At 38.4% G+C, this 17628-nt stretch carries 18 protein-coding genes; 4 read left to right on the forward strand and 14 right to left on the reverse strand.

The window, feature by feature from the left end; genetic code table 11:
• Positions 1 to 45: 45 nt before the first annotated feature.
• From cas1d to F8S12_RS25060, 4 genes are all read right to left on the reverse strand, one after another.
• The gene (cas1d, locus tag F8S12_RS25045; RefSeq protein WP_196519011.1) at positions 46 to 1050 is read right to left on the reverse strand and encodes a type I-D CRISPR-associated endonuclease Cas1d; all 1005 of its coding nucleotides are present in this window, start codon (positions 1048 to 1050) and stop codon (positions 46 to 48) included.
• Positions 1051 to 1328: 278 nt separating this feature from the next.
• A complete protein-coding gene (cas4, locus tag F8S12_RS25050) occupies positions 1329 to 1922 on the reverse strand; it encodes a CRISPR-associated protein Cas4 (RefSeq protein ID WP_196519012.1) in 594 nt (197 codons plus the stop codon).
• 31 nt (positions 1923 to 1953) lie between these two features.
• Positions 1954 to 2799, reverse strand: coding sequence for a CRISPR-associated endoribonuclease Cas6 (cas6, locus tag F8S12_RS25055; RefSeq protein ID WP_196519013.1), 846 nt, complete (start codon positions 2797 to 2799; stop codon positions 1954 to 1956).
• Complete coding sequence (locus F8S12_RS25060; protein ID WP_196519014.1) at positions 2789 to 3409, reverse strand: 2OG-Fe(II) oxygenase; 621 nt, start codon at positions 3407 to 3409, stop codon at positions 2789 to 2791. The genes cas6 and F8S12_RS25060 overlap by 11 nt, the downstream gene beginning before the upstream one ends.
• Positions 3410 to 3518: 109 nt before the next feature.
• On the opposite strand from F8S12_RS25060, the gene F8S12_RS25065 reads away from it, so the two are divergent.
• The gene (locus F8S12_RS25065) at positions 3519 to 3929 is read left to right on the forward strand and encodes a hypothetical protein (RefSeq protein WP_196519015.1); all 411 of its coding nucleotides are present in this window, start codon (positions 3519 to 3521) and stop codon (positions 3927 to 3929) included.
• Here the strand turns inward: F8S12_RS25065 and cas5d are convergent, their stop codons facing one another.
• From cas5d to F8S12_RS25110, 9 genes are all read right to left on the reverse strand, one after another.
• Positions 3930 to 4637 carry a type I-D CRISPR-associated protein Cas5/Csc1 gene (gene cas5d / locus F8S12_RS25070; protein WP_196519016.1) on the reverse strand — a complete coding sequence of 236 codons (708 nt, stop codon included), beginning with the start codon at positions 4635 to 4637 and terminating at the stop codon, positions 3930 to 3932.
• Positions 4637 to 5653: a type I-D CRISPR-associated protein Cas7/Csc2 gene (gene cas7d, locus F8S12_RS25075; protein WP_196519017.1), complete on the reverse strand. Its 1017-nt coding sequence runs from the start codon at positions 5651 to 5653 to the stop codon at positions 4637 to 4639. The genes cas5d and cas7d overlap by 1 nt, the downstream gene beginning before the upstream one ends.
• 48 nt (positions 5654 to 5701) lie before the next feature.
• Positions 5702 to 9067, reverse strand: coding sequence for a type I-D CRISPR-associated protein Cas10d/Csc3 (gene cas10d / locus F8S12_RS25080; RefSeq protein WP_196519018.1), 3366 nt, complete (start codon positions 9065 to 9067; stop codon positions 5702 to 5704).
• Complete coding sequence (gene hepT, locus F8S12_RS25085; protein WP_196519019.1) at positions 9060 to 9503, reverse strand: type VII toxin-antitoxin system HepT family RNase toxin; 444 nt, start codon at positions 9501 to 9503, stop codon at positions 9060 to 9062. Before hepT ends, cas10d begins: the two co-directional genes overlap by 8 nt.
• Complete coding sequence (mntA, locus tag F8S12_RS25090) at positions 9500 to 9952, reverse strand: type VII toxin-antitoxin system MntA family adenylyltransferase antitoxin (RefSeq protein ID WP_196519020.1); 453 nt, start codon at positions 9950 to 9952, stop codon at positions 9500 to 9502. Before mntA ends, hepT begins: the two co-directional genes overlap by 4 nt.
• A 58-nt stretch (positions 9953 to 10010) precedes the next feature.
• Complete coding sequence (locus F8S12_RS25095; RefSeq protein WP_196519021.1) at positions 10011 to 10991, reverse strand: PDDEXK nuclease domain-containing protein; 981 nt, start codon at positions 10989 to 10991, stop codon at positions 10011 to 10013.
• Between the two features lie 60 nt (positions 10992 to 11051).
• Positions 11052 to 11258 (reverse strand): hypothetical protein, encoded by a 207-nt coding sequence (locus F8S12_RS25100; protein WP_196519022.1) that lies wholly within the window; start codon positions 11256 to 11258, stop codon positions 11052 to 11054.
• 335 nt (positions 11259 to 11593) lie between these two features.
• Positions 11594 to 13771 (reverse strand): type I-D CRISPR-associated helicase Cas3', encoded by a 2178-nt coding sequence (gene cas3, locus F8S12_RS25105; RefSeq protein ID WP_196519028.1) that lies wholly within the window; start codon positions 13769 to 13771, stop codon positions 11594 to 11596.
• A 2-nt stretch (positions 13772 to 13773) separates the two neighbouring features.
• Positions 13774 to 14034 (reverse strand): DUF433 domain-containing protein, encoded by a 261-nt coding sequence (locus F8S12_RS25110; protein WP_196519023.1) that lies wholly within the window; start codon positions 14032 to 14034, stop codon positions 13774 to 13776.
• Between the two features lie 168 nt (positions 14035 to 14202).
• Between F8S12_RS25110 and F8S12_RS25115 the strand changes: the two genes are divergently transcribed.
• The 3 genes from F8S12_RS25115 to F8S12_RS25125 all read left to right on the forward strand — a co-directional run bounded on the left by F8S12_RS25115 (position 14203) and on the right by F8S12_RS25125 (position 15787).
• On the forward strand, positions 14203 to 15069 hold the full coding sequence (locus tag F8S12_RS25115; protein ID WP_196519024.1) for a WYL domain-containing protein: 867 nt from the start codon (positions 14203 to 14205) through the stop codon (positions 15067 to 15069).
• A gap of 196 nt (positions 15070 to 15265) precedes the next feature.
• Positions 15266 to 15490, forward strand: a complete 225-nt coding sequence (locus F8S12_RS25120) for a DUF4160 domain-containing protein (protein WP_196519025.1) — start codon at positions 15266 to 15268, stop codon at positions 15488 to 15490.
• Between the two features lie 3 nt (positions 15491 to 15493).
• A complete protein-coding gene (locus tag F8S12_RS25125) occupies positions 15494 to 15787 on the forward strand; it encodes a DUF2442 domain-containing protein (RefSeq protein WP_196519026.1) in 294 nt (97 codons plus the stop codon).
• A 250-nt stretch (positions 15788 to 16037) separates the two neighbouring features.
• Here F8S12_RS25125 and F8S12_RS25130 read toward each other — a convergent pair.
• Positions 16038 to 17628 (reverse strand): helicase-related protein (locus F8S12_RS25130; RefSeq protein WP_230968259.1); only part of this gene is annotated, 1591 nt, incomplete at its 5' end.

Below are 17628 nucleotides of genomic sequence, written 5' to 3' on the forward strand. Positions count from 1 at the left end.
AGGGAGTGGGGAGTGGGGAGTGGGGAGTGGGGAATAAATGACAAGTTATTTGAGAATTAAGGGGGGATATTTCTCGATTTGGTTCATGAGGTATTTACTCAATAACCTCGCTTGAATTTCAAAGGATTCTTGATAGGTACATTTGTTTCCCATGACTGGATGTTTGAAATCCGATAGTTTCTTTTGTTGGTAGGCGCGAAGAAATGTATGCAGTCCTTCTTTGGTTAAAGAAACGGCACCACTGAGCGGTTCGGTGGTAAAGTCAGCTAAGGTGAGCGATCGCTTGTTAATAAGCGACAACACTACAGCATCTACTATTAAAGGACGAAATTCTTCCATTAAATCCAAAGCTAAGGAAGGTCTACCATAACGTTCAACGTGTAAGTATCCTAAATAGGGGTCGAAACCAACAATATTTAAAGCACTTTGTACGTCATGGCGTAATAATGTATACCCAAGACTTAGTAAGGCGTTAACAGGGTCAGTTGGTGGGCGGCGGCGTCTGGCTTCAAATTTAAATTCTGAGGTTTTGATTAGCTGTTGAAAAGAACCGAAATAAGCTGCACTACCGGCACCTTCTAAGCCTCTAAGAGAATCAATATTGTTAGTATTTTCTATTGGTGCGATCGCGTGTTCCAATCGAGTGATGTTATTATTCAGATCAACATCAGGATGTTCTCGCTGAGTGCGAAGTAAAGTATGGCGATAATTTTTCAATTTACCCCGCACAAATCCTTTAACTAAATGTATTGCCGGTTGTGATTCTCCCACAGCTTGCCATTGGGCTTTACGAACAAAGATATTTTTGGTAACTTCTGGTTCTAAACGCCCTAAATATCGTCCGTTTTGTGTGAGAAAGGTTATACAAATGTGGCGTTCTAAAAGTTCACTGATAACGGCAGGAGAAACGGTAGCCCGACCTAGTACTACAATTCCCTCTATTTTAATTAAAGGGATATCCAAGATTGTTTTTTGTTCAGCTTTGACGGTGAGACGTTCATCAAGTTTGCCGATAAAAGCATCGGCTTGTGTTATGTAAACTGTTCCCATGATTTCATCCTTAATTAATTGTCAAACTCAATACAATAGGGTTTGGTTAGCTTGTTTAGTGCGCGAAGATCCCCCCAACCCCCCTTAAAAAGGGGGGCAATGTTCCTCCTTCTTTAGCTGGGGTCTTGATAACTAACCTTTGTAAATATTCCTCTACCCCTTAAAAAGGGGGGCAATGTTCCTCCTTCTTTACCCCCTTTTTAAGGGGGTCGCCACAGGCGGGGGGATCTTATCTGAACTCAATATGTCCTCAAACTAGAATTCGCCAGGGGGATGATTTAATTTACTTCTTGATAACTTTTGACTTTATCAGTTGCTTTGGGTAAACATTGCGAATAAAGACTGCATCCTTGGCAGCGTTTGCTGTAAACTGGTTTTGGCATCATTCCTGTTTCTAGGATATTTGTGACAGATTGAATAGTAGCGATCGCACTTTGCCGTAACTCTTGATTAATCTCTACTAATTGGCGTTGATGGGAGTGGGCATAATAGATATATCCAGTAGTAACAGATTGTCCTGTCATCTCTTCCAAACATAAGGCTTGGGCACAGACTTGCAACTCATCATTATCCCATTCGCCTTTGCGTCCCCGCTTAGATTCCACTGGATAAATTTCACCAGATTCAGATTCAATTAAATCAGATTTTCCAATTAGTTTGTATTGCTCCGACTTTAGCCAAATCGCTCGAAATTGCCAAGTTTCTCCTCGCTGCCCTTCGCCCGTAGTGTGGACGCGATCGTGTAAAGTTGTGCCTTCAATTGTGTATTGATTATCGCTAAATTCCCCTGCACAAAACATCCGCCAACAGCGATGCGGACAATAGGCATATTGATTCAATGCCGCAATGGAAATATATTCGATATTATTCATAACTTAGGTGGTTTTTAAATGATTATTGAAATTAGGGAGAATACAGCCGCCGCGTCATTCCCATACCCATTGTTGTTTTTCGTCCAATTCCTGCATATAAAGCAAAGTCAGCTAAAGCATTGATTTGCTTAATTTGTATCGGTTCAATTTCTCCCAAAATCTTGTAGTTAACTTCGCCCAGAATGCCAATAAATTTGCTGCGTGAGTCAGCTAATATTTCTGTATGAATGTTGACAAAAGAAGGAAATATTGACTCGATCGCAATATGATTCAACTTTATGCCACTGTACTTATTCCACCGCGAAAGTAGGGAATTAAAGACAGATTCTCTAGTAGGAAGAGTAGTATCATACTGTCCTTGACGAAAGGCGGTAGGCGTAGAAAAGTTAAGGTTAATGGAAGAATTGCGATCGCTAGCTTCTTCGTATAATTGAGCATAAGTAGTGGCATTTGCCCAAGGTTGAATAGATTGGGGTGTGCCTTGAATGCTGGTAATATACAAGTCAGCCGGGCCTAGATGCCAAGGACGATTGGGATTAAGATTTAACCAGAGTTGGGTAAGTTTGCTAAATAAAGTGTCATCTAATAAAGAAATGCGCCACCAACAAGGAGTTCCGGCGGGAATGGGTTGTTGATGTGAGTATTGCAATTTAGATCCCCCTTTACCACCCTTCAAAAGGGGAGAGTTTGTATTACTAATTTGTAGAGGTGAGAGGGTGAAAGCTTTATCAGCAGTGGAATCATGCAAGCGATCGCCCAATGTGGTATCTACAGAACTAACAAGGGTTAAAAATAAGGCGTGGAGATGTCTACCTGTTAAGAATTGTGGTGGAATGGGCGATTGAGGTAGCAAATTCAACACTAAACTATGAGGCATATTTTCTTTTTTTGGTTGTAGACTGAGAGCTTCTTGACTCTACAGTAAACTCTGGGATTTCCTGGAGTTCAGTTTCACCCAAACTATACTGTTCACAAACTAAACTTAAGCGATTTCCTGGGGTTTTTACAGCATTAACCGAATGGGTTAAATCACCTTGAAAGTAAACTAAAGTATTGAATTGGGGCTTAATTTGCCCAAGTTGGCGTTTGTGCGATCGCAATACCAGTTCTCCCCCTTCCATGTCTGCTGGTACGCGCACATAGAGAACACTCACAACCGCAGGTGGTTCAATGGTTTTGCTGTAGGAACGCAGGGAGCGATCGATATGCGGATCGACGCGGGAGCCTTCTTTGAGTTGTAAAGGATTGAGGTAAAAAGCATTACAATTCGACTGGAGAGCTAAATCGAGGTAAGGTTTGAAGTAGGGAAACTGCTGTTCTACTTTTGCTAATCCAGAACGCTGAAACACTACAGAAAATCCTTTAGTGGCGACAAAATCGCGGTTGAGGTTGTTGATAGCAAAGTAAGGACAAGCTTGGATTTCTCCCCACAAGTTGTTTAGATAATCGCTGGGGAAGGCGTTGGATTGTTGTTGATAGTGTTTCACTGGGGATGTGGGGAGCGATCGCTGAATGTGGTATCTAAAATTTTAAAGACTGTCGAGTGATCATAGTAGTATTCTTTTAAGTGGAAAAACTACATAGGCAGAAAGATCAATGAGAATTGATGATTACAATGCAGCAAAGGCACTAACTGAAAAACTTAAAGAGAACTTACCCATTAAAGCACGAGCCGGTAAGGAGTTTTTGAAGACATTAAAGCAAAAAGGAGAAAACGCCGATCCAGACAGAGAATTTGAAATTGATTTTGTTGCCTATTCAGGAGATGAAGGCGGGATTATGTGCGGACTAAAAGAGCCAAATAATCCCGAAAGCAAAGAAAAATATGTTTCTTCTATTACTCACCTAAAAATTGATCCTAATCATCCTCTAGCTGCTGAAGTGCAGACTTACCAACGCCAGCGAATTCGTAAGTTAATGTTGCAAGATTCCAGAGGTTTTAAAGCCGAGTTAATAACGATAGAGCCTCGACAAAATAAAAACCGTGGTAAAGGTTTTGGGAAGTAATTAACCCCGAAAACGATATTCCATGCGAACTGGAATTTTTAAGCTTTGAATGCCATCAAATTGATAGTATTGCCCTCGCATTTGGACATTCTGAATTAAGCTAACTGGAGGCATATTCACAACATCATAGCTAATCACTTGATTTGTGAACATCACATCTAAAGGATTTAATGGATGTGTGCAAGTGAATATACCTTCAGAAATTTTATGTTTCGGTAATGGTTCAACCGTCACTTCAGCCTTGCTCATCCATTTACCCAAGCGAATCCACTTTGGTAGTTTGAGTTCTTTTTGGGAGATGACAAAAAACTCAAATTTACTTTCTGCTGCTATTTCCTTCGCTCTGCCAAAACTAGGAATATTTTTCTGTGTTTTCTCCATTTCAACGTGGTAGTTGTTGTTAGCATACTTCCAGGTGTTGAGGATAGAAGAATGATTGAGCGATCGCGCCGGAATTACGTAAATTTGCTGTTGATTCAGTGGCGTTAAATGCTCCTCATATTTTGGCACTTGTTCGGGACAAAAGTAACGATAGGAATGTTCTTCAGCAACGGTAGTAGAGTAGATTTTGCTATCAACTAAACCTAGTGCATAACAGAGAGCGTAATTATGAATTATTGCCTCTGTTTCATACAATCGTCCGATTTCACGAGTAGCAAAATAGAGACTGTCATGAAGTTCTATTTGACAGCGATAAATAATAGCCATTACTCTTTCCCCGCCTTAGCAGCCGTTTTCTTTTTGCTGATATGCTTCTTGGCATAATCTTTAGCTTCTGCATCAGCTTTTTGCAAAATCGACTGAATTCCTTTCTCACTTCCTGTTAAAGTTTTGACTTCATTAATTAAGGATACAAAAGCATCACCAATTAAATCTGTGTGAACAATAAATTCATCAGCCATTAACGCCTCAATAGCATTTTTAGCAGCAGTAATTACATCATCTTCATCTAGTGGATCGGGAGCATTTAAAGTATTATTAGATTTCATTTGGTCATATATTGCCTGAGTCCAACGCAGGTTACTGGTAATCTCTCCATCCGCAAATACAACCCCAATTAATTCATTTCTGACGCGACCTGTACGGGTTGTTTGCGCTCCATAATGACGAGTTCGCAGAATGTTATTAAAAACGTAAAGGAAGCTAGCTTCAGTGGGGTCTTTAAGTGTGATAATACTAGGAAAGAAAACTTGTGGTCTGATGTGGTCTTGTTCATTATATCGGCTAGCAACTTCACCTGGTTTAGAGCCATTTTCTCCCTTAGAAGCCATTGTGCCATTTTCAAAAGGAGCATTCAGGGTGAAAGTTTCATGAGAATCATCGAAAGCTGTAATTGAAAATGCCGTATCTACTACAACCTTAGATTTTTCAGAACCAGAATCACCAATAGCAAATCCGTAAATAATGCAATCAGGATTATCCATTGCAAAACTCACGTTGTATTCGCATTCTTCAGCCGTCATTAAACCATAGTTACGCAGTAATTCCCGACCAACTAAACGCTCTGGTGTAGATTGTTTACGCTTGAACATTGACAAACGGCTAATTGTGGTTTTATCTTTAACTCCTGCTCTTACCCGTGCTTTATTCAGTTCTGCATCTGTCTGGAATAAAGGATAAGATTCAGTAATCCGAACAGTGAGAAAGTGAGCATATTTACCCATTGGTTTGTAGGGAATTTCAGCTTGGAAGAATTTCGGTTCAACAGTTTTTAAAAGTGACATAATTTATCTCCACAGAATTATTTACTAGTTGTTTAGGCAAAATGGAACTTATTGATTATCCTCATCATTAGATTCAGTAGATTGTTCATTTCTCGCTGAGTTTTCTTTGTCATCTGCTAAACGGTAAAGAAATTCACAAGTATGACGAATTAAGTTGAGTTGACGACCAGTTAAACGAGCGCGATCGCCCGCAAATGAGTTATCAAATACCTCCACTACAAAATACTTGGCAAAATCTAGAACAGCTTGCCGTTCTTCCTCACGCTTGCTCATGATCCAGCGTCCTTCAGCAGTAGAAGAATGAACGCGATCCATGAGTTTAAAAACTTCTGCTGCAACAGCCGCAACTAATGTTTCTCCCTGAAACACACTTGACTCAGCTTTAAGTATAGTTTCAGCCGCGATATCAACTGGTTTTAACACAGCATTAGATTTAGGATTATAACGCTTATTAGCTCGGTAAAATCTGCGGTATAAATCTGTTAATTTCTTAGGGTGATTTAGACTTGATACTTCTCCCACAATTAATTGCTCCATATTTTTGTCATATTTCACATAAGGGTCAAAACAAGGATAAAAATGATAGGCATAAAGCCTAATTTTTTCAATTCGTGCTGTTTCCGAACTCTGGTTACGCACCCAGCGATTGAGGTAAGAAAAGACGTACAAAGGACTGGTTTCAAAATCTTTAGCCAGTTCTGTAAATCTCCCCCAATTGGCATCGTAACCAGACTTACCTTGTCGCGCATTCACATCTAAATGAATGGCGTAAGCGGCGGTAAGCACATTTAAAGGCGCTGGGTATTTGATGCCGTTTTCATTCCAGCCTTCAAGGATGTAGTCAAGACGGAAGCGATCGCGCCTTACTAAAGCCCGGAAAGCATGAGGCGCACTATCAAGGAAAACGCTTTCCTCAAACTCAGACCCATCATTAAAGGGTGGAATCGGTGACTCTGAAACCACAGTTTTAACATCTAAAATCATGGGGAAAGCAAACGCTAACCAAGTTGGCATTACCCAAGATTCTGTATCGGTGCTGTCTCTTCCTGGCGGGAGTGCCATGAAGTAAAATGTTAAAGGCTGGTCTTCAGGATAGGAAAGTTTAAAGGTGCGATCGCTGTCACGCTGGAGGTTTTCATCTATTAAGAAACTATCTACACTTTGATAGCGATCGCGCCCCAAGTTCGCCTGTAAATCCTTACTGATAAAATGATTACGAACGCTGGTATCAAAGCGAGTTTGAGCAATACCATTGTATGCTTTCTGCAAAAACTTGTTAGTCTCTGGAGTAAAGTAATAAGTGGGATAAAAATAGAGATAGCGATATTTACCATCTTCAAATCGCTTACCTACAGCTTGAGTTTGATTCATCAATATTTGCCTCAGCATCATCTCCACACCTGCAATACTGGAGATATTGCGTTTAGCGTTAGAACCTCCTAACATTTGCTTATTTGTATAAACTTGTGGCGTAAATAAAACTGCTGATTCCATTTGCTCAGTAACCGTGTAAGCAGAATGAGAAATTGAGCAGATTAATTGTTTCCCTCGCCCTGCTTTTTTCGCAGCATTGTAATTATCTAACTCATTTAAAAATGTTTCAACTTGAGTTTTAACAGATGGCTCTTGATTAGTTCCTGGTAACATCACAACCCGTTTTACCCAAAGCCTCAAATCATCCCAACCATCAGGCAATTCATACTGAGAAATTATCGGAGAAATTAAGGTTGTCAAATAGTCAATAACTTGCTGACAAGCTTCACGTACATCTTCAATTCCTGGATGATGTTCTAAATATTTAGCTGCTAGATAATACCATTCATAAGGAACTCCCCCAGTATTTCCCTTTAACTTATTTTCTTTGAGACTTTCATTAATGCGTTGAATTTCTCTAATTTGGGGTAAATATTCTGCTAAGTTCCAAAACTCTGCAACTTTGTGAGTTAAATCAAAATCGGGAACTGCTGGCAGTTTTTTATCTTTTTTACGAGCAGAATCAACACGATTAACTGTCTCCTCCCAAATCTTCCGGCTAACTAAATCACCAAATTCTGCTATTTGGTCAATGCGGATATCGTCTTCAAATTTGAAGTCATAATCAGCAGATAAAACATTTTGTTGCTGAAACTTATTCAGATTTTCGCTGCGACTTTTAGCAACAGAGCCTTTATTAGGGTTTAAGATGCGTAATGTAGCATCTAAAGCTACTTTCATTAAGCCTACGTCGTCAAAAAATAAGTTGTAATATTCGGCATATTTCATGCCTTTGCCATCTCTACCAAATCCTGTTTGTCTGAGGCGTAATTGACCCGCACAAAGCGATTTAATACTGTTAACTACACGGTCTGGTAAATCTTCCGGCGAGATAGCTGGAGCATTGCGCGAAGCCAAGTAAATCACGCCTGTTGGCAGATATAACAAAGGTTCATAGTAGGTATGCTCATCAGTATTGAGACTAGTATGAGCCTGAATTAATGCATTATTTACCACATTAGTTAAAACACCACGATTCTCAGCAATGCTGTGATAGGTAAATTTCAACTGTCCATCACTGAGGCTGTGGATGATTTCTTTGAGTCTAGAATGTTCTGCATCCTGGGGATGTTTAACAATTGATGCGAGAGAATCAGCCAAACAAGTTAAATCAGATAAACTGCGAAGGGTGCGGTCTTTGAGAATAGGATTTAACCCAAATTCAGAAAAATTCCAGTTAGTATCCCAGCGACGTTGAGCATTATAAGCCATGCACAACAAATCATCTAGATACTCTCGATAAGCTTCAGGATTTTCTGGATTTATAAAGTTATCTAGTCCTAACTGGTGAACTTTTATATCAATAATTTGACGATGTTCTGTTAACGGTAGCTTGCGGCAGTTTTCAGGTACATCAGGAAACTTTTCAAAATCATGTAAAATAAATCCAGCAATTACTAATCTGCGCTCTCGTTCTTTTACCACTCGCTGCACTGTGGTATTGAGTTTTTCTAAACGTTTCTCAATTAAATTTGCTGGGAATAATCCATTGAGTAAGTGAGTATTCAGCGATTGGTCAGCAGCGTTATCTCGTCTGACTTTAGTTTTTCCTTCAGCTTCTCGCTGTTGGTCAATTTCATCAAAAAACTTACCGCCTTTCGCCGTTACACCAATGGCTATCCGCAACAGATTTGGTAAAACATACTCGGCAAAATCTGTCATTACCTTATCATCAGGATTTTGAGCCTGAATAGCTTCACGCAATAACTTGAGTGTTAATAACTCGCCTTCGGTTTCAATAGTGCGGTCTGAAGAATCACCATCAAATCCAAAATCACCCGATAACCAATCATCATCTACTGCTTCAGGATTCCCATCATTTTCTGTTGCCAAGAGTGATAATTGTTGATAATCATCTGAATTTTTAGTTTTTTTAGCCATCTTCTTGACTCAATGAATTTAAATAAGAACTGACTTGGCGCACATAAAGCGGATATTGTTGTAATGCCAAACTAATAGCTTTAAAAACTTGCCGTGGATCTATCTCGTCATATTCATGTACAAGACGATTCCTTAATCCTGATGATGGTGCTATTTGTCTGGCTAATTCAACAGTAATTACACCGTATTTACCAAGACTGATAAAAGAATTAAAGTTAGTTTCTGACTTACCTGGATTGAGCTTAGATAATATGTGATCGTTGATATCTATGGCTGCTTGAGTCATTAATTGCAGCAGTCTTTCCACAACAAGTTGTTGACGAAAATCATTTAAAAATTCATCAAGGCTAGTAGAACGAAACTCCTCTAAAGTGTTGTAATATTTGTTGATTAACTGTAATCTAACCAAAACTATCTCAGTATCTATATTACTCATACTCCCCATTTATTTAGTGCTATTTCAATTTTTTGTAATTGTTCTTGGCGGAATTTTTTCAATTCTGATTCTGACTTTAATGAAGTTAGTCTAAATGTTTCAAATTCACCAGGATATTTCTCATACAGCATAATCCCATCACGAGCAACGAAATGAGCAATTAACCAAGAACATTGATTTAGTTCTACAACATCAATTTGATCAGAGTTTATTTGGAATATTTCGCCAATAACTATAGGTAATTCAAACCACAGGAAAGCATTATCTTTTACATAATCCTCACGTTGTTCCTGATCACACAAAACTGCAAAATCCCAGTCACTTTTAGCATTGGTATTACCAGTAGCTCTAGAACCAAACAGAACTAACATTTTCAAGTAAGGAATTTTTTGCGGTATTTGTGAGGAAAGTTCTTGCAACTCTGCAATTGTCGGTGTGTTGTTTTGCATTTGATGATTCTCCATGCGGATAAATAATCGTCAACATTTATTGGCTCACTCTATAATTCTATTCAAATCCTTCCAGTAATATGGCAACTTGCTCTGGAGCAGGAAGTTGATTTTGTAATTCTTGGGGTAATTTTGATACTACTTGATAAGTTCCTATACCAATTGGTTTATTAGATTCCTTCAACGCATATTCAACAATTGTTCTCTGCTTAGACTTGCAAAGAATAATTCCAATGGAAGGATTTTCATCAGGTAGCTTTACCGTGTCATCTAAAACAGCTAAATAAAACTGCATCTTGCCAACATATTCAGGTAAAAACTTACCTATTTTAAGTTCTATCGCTACCAAACACTTTAAGCGGCGATGATATAATAAAATATCTATGAAATATTCCTCTTCATCAATTTCTAGCCGATATTGACTACCGATAAAAGCAAATATCCCGCCCATTTCTTGCAAGAATGGCTCAACTCTTGTTAAAATCGCCTGTTCTAGCTGTCGTTCACTGTGTTCATCTGCTAGTTCCAAAAAATCAAAAGTATATTCATCTTTGACAGCTAGTTTTAATTGGTTACGGATTTCTGCTGGAACAGTTTTATCAAAGTTAGTCTGATTCAACAGAGTCTTTTCATAGGTTTGATTTTCAATTTGGTGAATCAAAACATTTTTTGTCCAGCCAAATTTACGAGTCATTCTGATATAGAATTCTCGTTCTAGGTCATCTTTGCACTTCTCTACAATGACTAGATTGTGAGTCCATCCAATTTCTCGCACCATTGGTGCGAGTTTTTCATTGTTGACATAAGATTCATAAAAAAGTCTCATCCGCCAGAGGTTAGCAGCAGAAAATCCGCTAATTCCTGGAAACTCTGCTTGTAAGTCTTTTGCTAACTGTTCTACTACGGATTTTCCCCAAGTAGCGCCCTGCTGTTGAGTAACAATTATCTGTCCAATGTCCCAGTAGAGGTTAATCATTTCCCGATTAACTGCTTTTAGTGCTTCGTACTGGGCTGAACGAATACGGTGTTTTATTTCCATTAGCAAATGTATGTAATTGTCTGAAAGACAAAGAAATTCCCACAATAAAGCTAAAATTAATTAAACGTTCAATAGCCGATACTTGTGCTTTTGACCAACTCCAACTCGATCCGTTTCGATTGGCTGATTTTGCTTATCTCGCGCTTTATCTACTGCATCACCAAAGCGATGACCAACCTTTGTGGCTAGTTCATCCCCCAGATGCCATTGACCATCGGACAAAACTTCAAGCAACAACTTAACCTTTGTCTTCTTACGGTTTCGCATTTTTGTATCCTCATATGTCCTTTGCATACAACCTCTTCAGGCTGATGGTTAAATTAATTACCAGCCCTAATGATCGTATAGTCAGAACCTATCCCAAACGATAGCTATAGTCAAGCCATTTAGTATCTGACTTATTTAACTAGTCAAATACGTCAGCACTTTATAGTAACTAATGCCCTCTACTATCTGCTACTCTCAGATCAGATGGAGACTCACCTGGACTAAAGGGTGAGATTACTAATCCCTAGCAGGGATTGAAACAAATACGTCTGAACTTACTGGCGTAAGCTCTTTCTCCGTCAAATTAACCAAAATCCCTATCAGGGATTGAAACCTCAAGCAATCCATATCTCATCTCCTTTGCTTTTAAACGTGTAAGCAAGCGTATCCAGCAGCAGCGCAGAGTGACCAAAAGCGATCGCATAAGGCGCAGTAGCATCATGAAAGCTATACTGATCGCTGATGCCATAAATCTGAAAATTCATCGGTAGCCTTAGCCGCATCCGCACTTCAGCAAGAGGACGGCGAATCACGTAACAAACCAAACCTTCCTTTTTTAGGCGTTTGTTAATTTCCCCAACCCAATAGTTGTCAGGTTGCCAAATTTCCACACCAGTCAAAACCTGAACTTTCCAAGCGTCAGCAATTGGCTGCAAGTTTCCAAAATAGGTAAACTTCCAGTTCAGCCTTTCCTCTCGGTAGGAACGCAACTTCATAAATGCTAGACAATGAGCAAATCTACTTTTGGCGATAGGTTGTCCCGTGCGTTCTACGGTTTGTTTAAGTGTCCGTATAAATGCCGCTTCCGTCCACATTTCAATCTCTAAATTTCCCAAAATACCCGGTAAATCGTAAGTTTTAAACCTATCTGCCTCGTTCTCTTCCGTTAAGTCGTATAAACCACATTGCAAAGGACTTGAACCTCGAAAACTAGCAGCATCCTCAGCAATAGGATTTCCTGATTTACCAGAAAGCGCTTGCCAATCTTTCGCCCATCCTTTAATATATCCAGCTTGTGACTTTAGACTTGTTTCAAATAATTGTTCACAGGCTTCTTGAAACTTGTCTCGGCTTTGTGCATACTGTTGTTTAATTGTGCGATCGCTCAACTGATAATATAGCCAAAATGATTGCACAGCCCCCCATCGACGATAATAACCACGGAAATCGTTGATTTGTCGATAATTCTCAGTAATTGTATTGTGAAAAAAGGGGCGTTCGCAAATACTATTCACTTCTAACGGTGGAGTATCCCCTTTAAACAAACGCTCTACCAAAAAGTTAGGAACTAAAGAAAAAGCTGTAAAGTTCTCAAATTTAACTATCTGTCCATCTTTCTCATATTCGTCATGTCTTCCTAAGCGTCCTAAACGTTGGATAAAGTTACCTGCATCGGATGATTCAAAAATTAGGAAATTGATTTTGAAATCAACGCCAACATCAATTGTGCTAGTACCAATAACCAAATTAGCAGCAAGACTTCGCTCCTTTTCTCCTTTTCCCGATAACCCTGTATTCTCTCCAACTTTCAATCCGTAAGGCTGTAATATTTCCCGAAAAAATTGAGTTAGGCGTTTAACTGCTGCAATTGAGTTGAGGATGATTGCGCCTTTACTTCCTGGATACTGCTGAAACTGAGCCAAAATCAAATCACTATTTTCTTTTAACCAGGTTTCCGAAGCTTTAAATGATGGTTCCAAAGGAATAAAATTCAACGAAATTCTCCGTGCTACCTGCCGCCAGCCCTGTGTTTGCAGTTGCTCTCCTTGTTCTGGTGTATCGGGAAATTGATATTTATTTTGTTTTAGAGGATCAATTTCTTGACAACGAAATCCGGCTTTTTCTAATCGCCCAATTAAGTTTGTATCTGGTGTGGCTGAGAGAAACAGAAATTTCTTGCGGCGGTTTGTACAGCGAATTAACAACATTGTGTTAATCACACTAGCAATTTGTGGAGCAGCAAAAACATGAAATTCATCAAAAATAAACAAGTCAAAATCTTTATCAATTCTGCCCCATAGCTTATCTGGGCTATCGCCACGAATTATGTAAGCACCTCGATGCAAATAATGAAAAATATCCGGGTTAGTTAATAATGCTTCTCTCTGGTTAGTCAGAGTTGCGATCGCAGCCCCTTTTTTCAATCCTTCATTTTCCGCATAAATTTCTAAATCAGCCCCACTTAGGCGCACTACACGCGGCTGATTCGCTGGTTTGAATTGCTCAATATATCCTCTAATCTGCGTTTCTTGATCACGGGCGAGTTCATTAGTTGGGTAAAGTCCAATTGCCGAAAATTCGCCCTGAAGAACTTCTAGGTAAGCGGCGAGACTTTTACCATCGCCAGTCATCGCAGTGTTGAACACTACATCAATATTTGGATCGCGCAACGCTTCTAAAGTTGCGGCTTGATGCCAAGAAAGTAACCAATCTTTAGGTAATTTCACCCCGTCTGGTGTCGGGACGGTTTGAGAATAAACGGGTTTGAGAGTAATTTTGTATGCTTCGTTAATATTCACTTTTTTGATTCCTTTTGCAATCCTAAAGGAATTTCTACATAGCTATCTCTTGTTATTTCCGCAGCGTATGCAATACAGGCTAGGATATCTTCTCGTTCCAAGCCGGGATATTCTTCTAAAATTGTCTCTATTTTTTCTCCACTTGCCAGAAGGTCAAGAATCAGGGAAACCCATATACGATGACCTTTAATACAAGGTTTACCGAAACAAATATTTGGATCAATGGAAATTCGGGATAGTAAATCGTTTTTAGTCATTGAAGCTTCTCCAAATTTGTCGTAATTCTTCTCAATAAATCCTCTTTTCCTAATTCTATATTTGGACTTACACTTAAATAGTGTCCGTAACTGGTTGCTAAAAACCATCATGGCACGCAAAATAAAGGTTGGCAAGAAAAAATACAGATAAAGTACACGGACATTTTAATGAGTCGAAAAGGTCAATCTATTACACTGTCGATATCAGAACAGGATAAAGCCGAGCTAGAAGCGATCGCTCGTGAATTCGGTATGATGTGGGGAGAAGACCCTAACATCTCTAAGTTAATTAAAGCGATCGCTCAACGTAAGTTACTCATCGGTAACAATAACGATTGGAAAGAACCACGCATCAGAGCATTACATAGATGTATCAATGCTTTGACAGACATCGGGCAAATTGAACAAGCCCAAATCATTGCAAACTTACTTCTCGAACGCAGCGAACTATCGTTACCTCTGCGAGGCGAAATTGAACGTTTTTTAGAGAATTTGCCCCCACCTTGGCGCTTAGAAATAGACCGTTATATCTTGCGCGAACAGCCCTTTCAACTTTCTTATCAAGATGCAGCTGAGCGTGTGTTTAATTTTACTGTTCGCCATGCCAAAGTTACGCCCCACGAAAAGCGGCAATATCTTGATTGCTGGTGTGAGGAGACAGAAGGGAACTTTGATATACCAGAATTAATTCACAATTGGAGTTTACGATTAGACCGAATTACAGATGCTGCTGTAACTTCAATTTCTGGTGAATGGCGTACTAATTTGGATGAAATAAAAGTAGAAATGCACTTATTTTCTGGCTTGGCTTTTGCCTATCAAGCTAAACCAGAAGACGATATTAATGAGTGGCTACCAGATAAAGCGCGAGTCCGGCGAGTTATTAGGCGAGTATCGAGTACATTTTGGTTTATGCGGGAAGTGATGCAGTATGCGCCAGATTGTGTAGTGATATTACCAGAGAATGTGCGCGATCGCCTCAAACAAAAACTTCTCACCTTATGCAATTTATACGATATAGAAATCAGGGAATGAAAGAAGACCAGAAAATAGCCGTTTTTTTGGAATTATCATCACAATGTACTATAACGAGCATCCTGACTTTTCACGTTATGTGGAAAAGCCCACGAAAAACCTAACCCCCTAACCCCCAACTCGTCGCGGGAAGGGGGAAAATTCAAAGTCTCTCTCCTTTTAGGAGAGAGATTTAGAGAGAGGTTTTCCAGATACCGTGAAAAGTCAGAACGATCATCCACCGCCACATTTTCACGTTCGCTACAATAATCAAAAAGCCATAGTCAGCATCCAAACCCTAGAAATTTTGTCAGGAGAACTGACTCCCAGACTCTTTAAACTGGTAACGGAATGGGCAAGTTTGCATCAAGCCGAACTCATGGAAGACTGGGAACTCGCTAAAGACAATCAAGCCTTACATAAAATCTCCCCATTAGAGTAAATCATGCTTAAAGATATCATTGCAGTTGAACCAAGAGAAAACTATCAGCTTCATATCCGCTTTGAAGATGAAGTTGAAGGAGTAATTGATATTAGTAAAATCGTTAAATTTACAGGTGTATTTGCACCTCTGCAAGATAAAGAATACTTTGCTACAGTTTGCGTAAACTCTGAATACGGAACAATTCAATGGGAATCGGGAGCCGACTTAGACCCAGATGTTATTTATGCTTTGATTACAAAACAGCCGATTCCACAATATGAACTAAATGCTGTTTCAGCTAATTATGCTGATTGAAATTACAAAACCCTTAGTTGGGTTTTCTTGGATAGACATCTTGTCTACTAAATTTCATTATCAGTCTGATTCGTAGATATTCCTTAATACTTTTACATTCAATAATCCACAACTTCTCAGTTATTTATGCGGCATTTAATCCCTGAATCACTGTCTCTATTGCTTCTTGCAAAAATGCAAAATTAGGACGATATTACAAAGTGGGACAAGAATCATTATCTTACAACTTTTATTAACAAGGCGTAATTATTTATTTTGATGAAATACCAATGATGCAAGCAGCAATATTCTGCCAAAGTGGTTGGCTATATGGTACATGTTCGACTATTTGTTCCAGATTTTCAGCCTTCAATAGAATATTGTGGAATTCTTTATCTTCTTTCAAGTCATTTAAACTAACAATTTGTCTTTTGTATTTTCTGTCTTGGCGTTTTTCAAATAAATAAGGATTAAGTATATCAAGCCATTGCTGTGAAAAAATATAATAATTGATACTATACTCTGAGTCTATTGAAGTTGGTTTAAATAGTTTAAGTACTTCTTCATATAGACTCTTTTTTGAGGCATTTTTAGTTATCTGTAATTGTCTTTTAATTATAAACTGGACAACTTCTAATGCTCTTCTTTTCTTATTTGGTAGTAGTTTAATTTCATTTATTTTAAGAAGCTGAAGATATCTACTTAGAAGTTTAGTAGTTGTGTCAGTCCAGTTTTCTGGGTTAATTGATGTGTTCAATCTTGCTCTTATTTCTCTACATATCTCTGGTAGCTCTGAATAGATACAATCTTTTGAATCAATAAAATACCATCTGGGTGGTGATGATTTTCCTCCTCTCGTTGCTATAAATAACCAATTTTCCTTAGATTCTAATATACTTATTTTGACTTTTACGCTTGCATTCACATCTTTAAAATATAAATAATCTTTTCTTTGGATAAGTGAGTTTTCTCCTTCATATAAATCATGAACTGGTTTAAACGCATCTTGTATCCCTTCCCAAATATAGTCTTCTTGCTCAAGTTCTTCCAAAGCCTCTACAAAATCTTCAGGACGTACAATCTCATCCATGTGTTTATCTAAAATTGGAGAGGGAATCTCAAAGTTTAATCCAATTAAACTCTCTGCATATAAAGAAGTTTTAATTAATTTTTTATCTGTTCTCAACGCAAATTCATCAGAGTCAGATGGCCAGAAAACTTGGACTTTTTTATGAGGGCTGTCTAATCTATCAATTCTACCAATACGTTGTTCAGCTATTCGCAAAACAGTTGGCATATCTAAAAATAATACAGCAGATGCCTGCTGTAAATTAACATCTTCTGACATACAATCAGAAAGCAACCCTAAAATATTTTTCTCTTTTGAACCTAGTTCAAATTTTTTTAATGCTGTATCTTTTGTTGTTGTCCCAGTCACTATATAAGTTTCGATATTTGTGTGATTTTCTGTGATTAGCTTTTTAAAATAATCTAGACTTATTATAGTACTATCAAATGCAATAACTAAATTGTGTTTTTCAAAAAGTTTAACTAGTTTATTAACTTTTGAATTTTCGCGTGCAGGTGAGATTTTTCTTACTAGCTGTGCTATTTGTGTATATATTTTAATTTCTTTATCACAAATTTTTTGATATTCTGCTAAATTTGTTAGCCAGGATGGTAGCAAATTATCAGAAAGTTTATTGTCAGGAAGTTTTCTATTATATTTTTCTAATTTTTCAATAATGTTTCCAGAGTGTGTTTTAGAAGTTGTAAATTTGAATTCATCTAGAACTACTTTTGTTCCTTCTATAAGTTCTATTAAACAGTAAACCAAAAAGTTTTTCCCAAAGAGCGATCGC

The organism is Nostoc sp. WHI (genome assembly GCF_015714725.1).
Taxonomy (GTDB): Bacteria; Cyanobacteriota; Cyanobacteriia; order Cyanobacteriales; family Nostocaceae; genus Nostoc.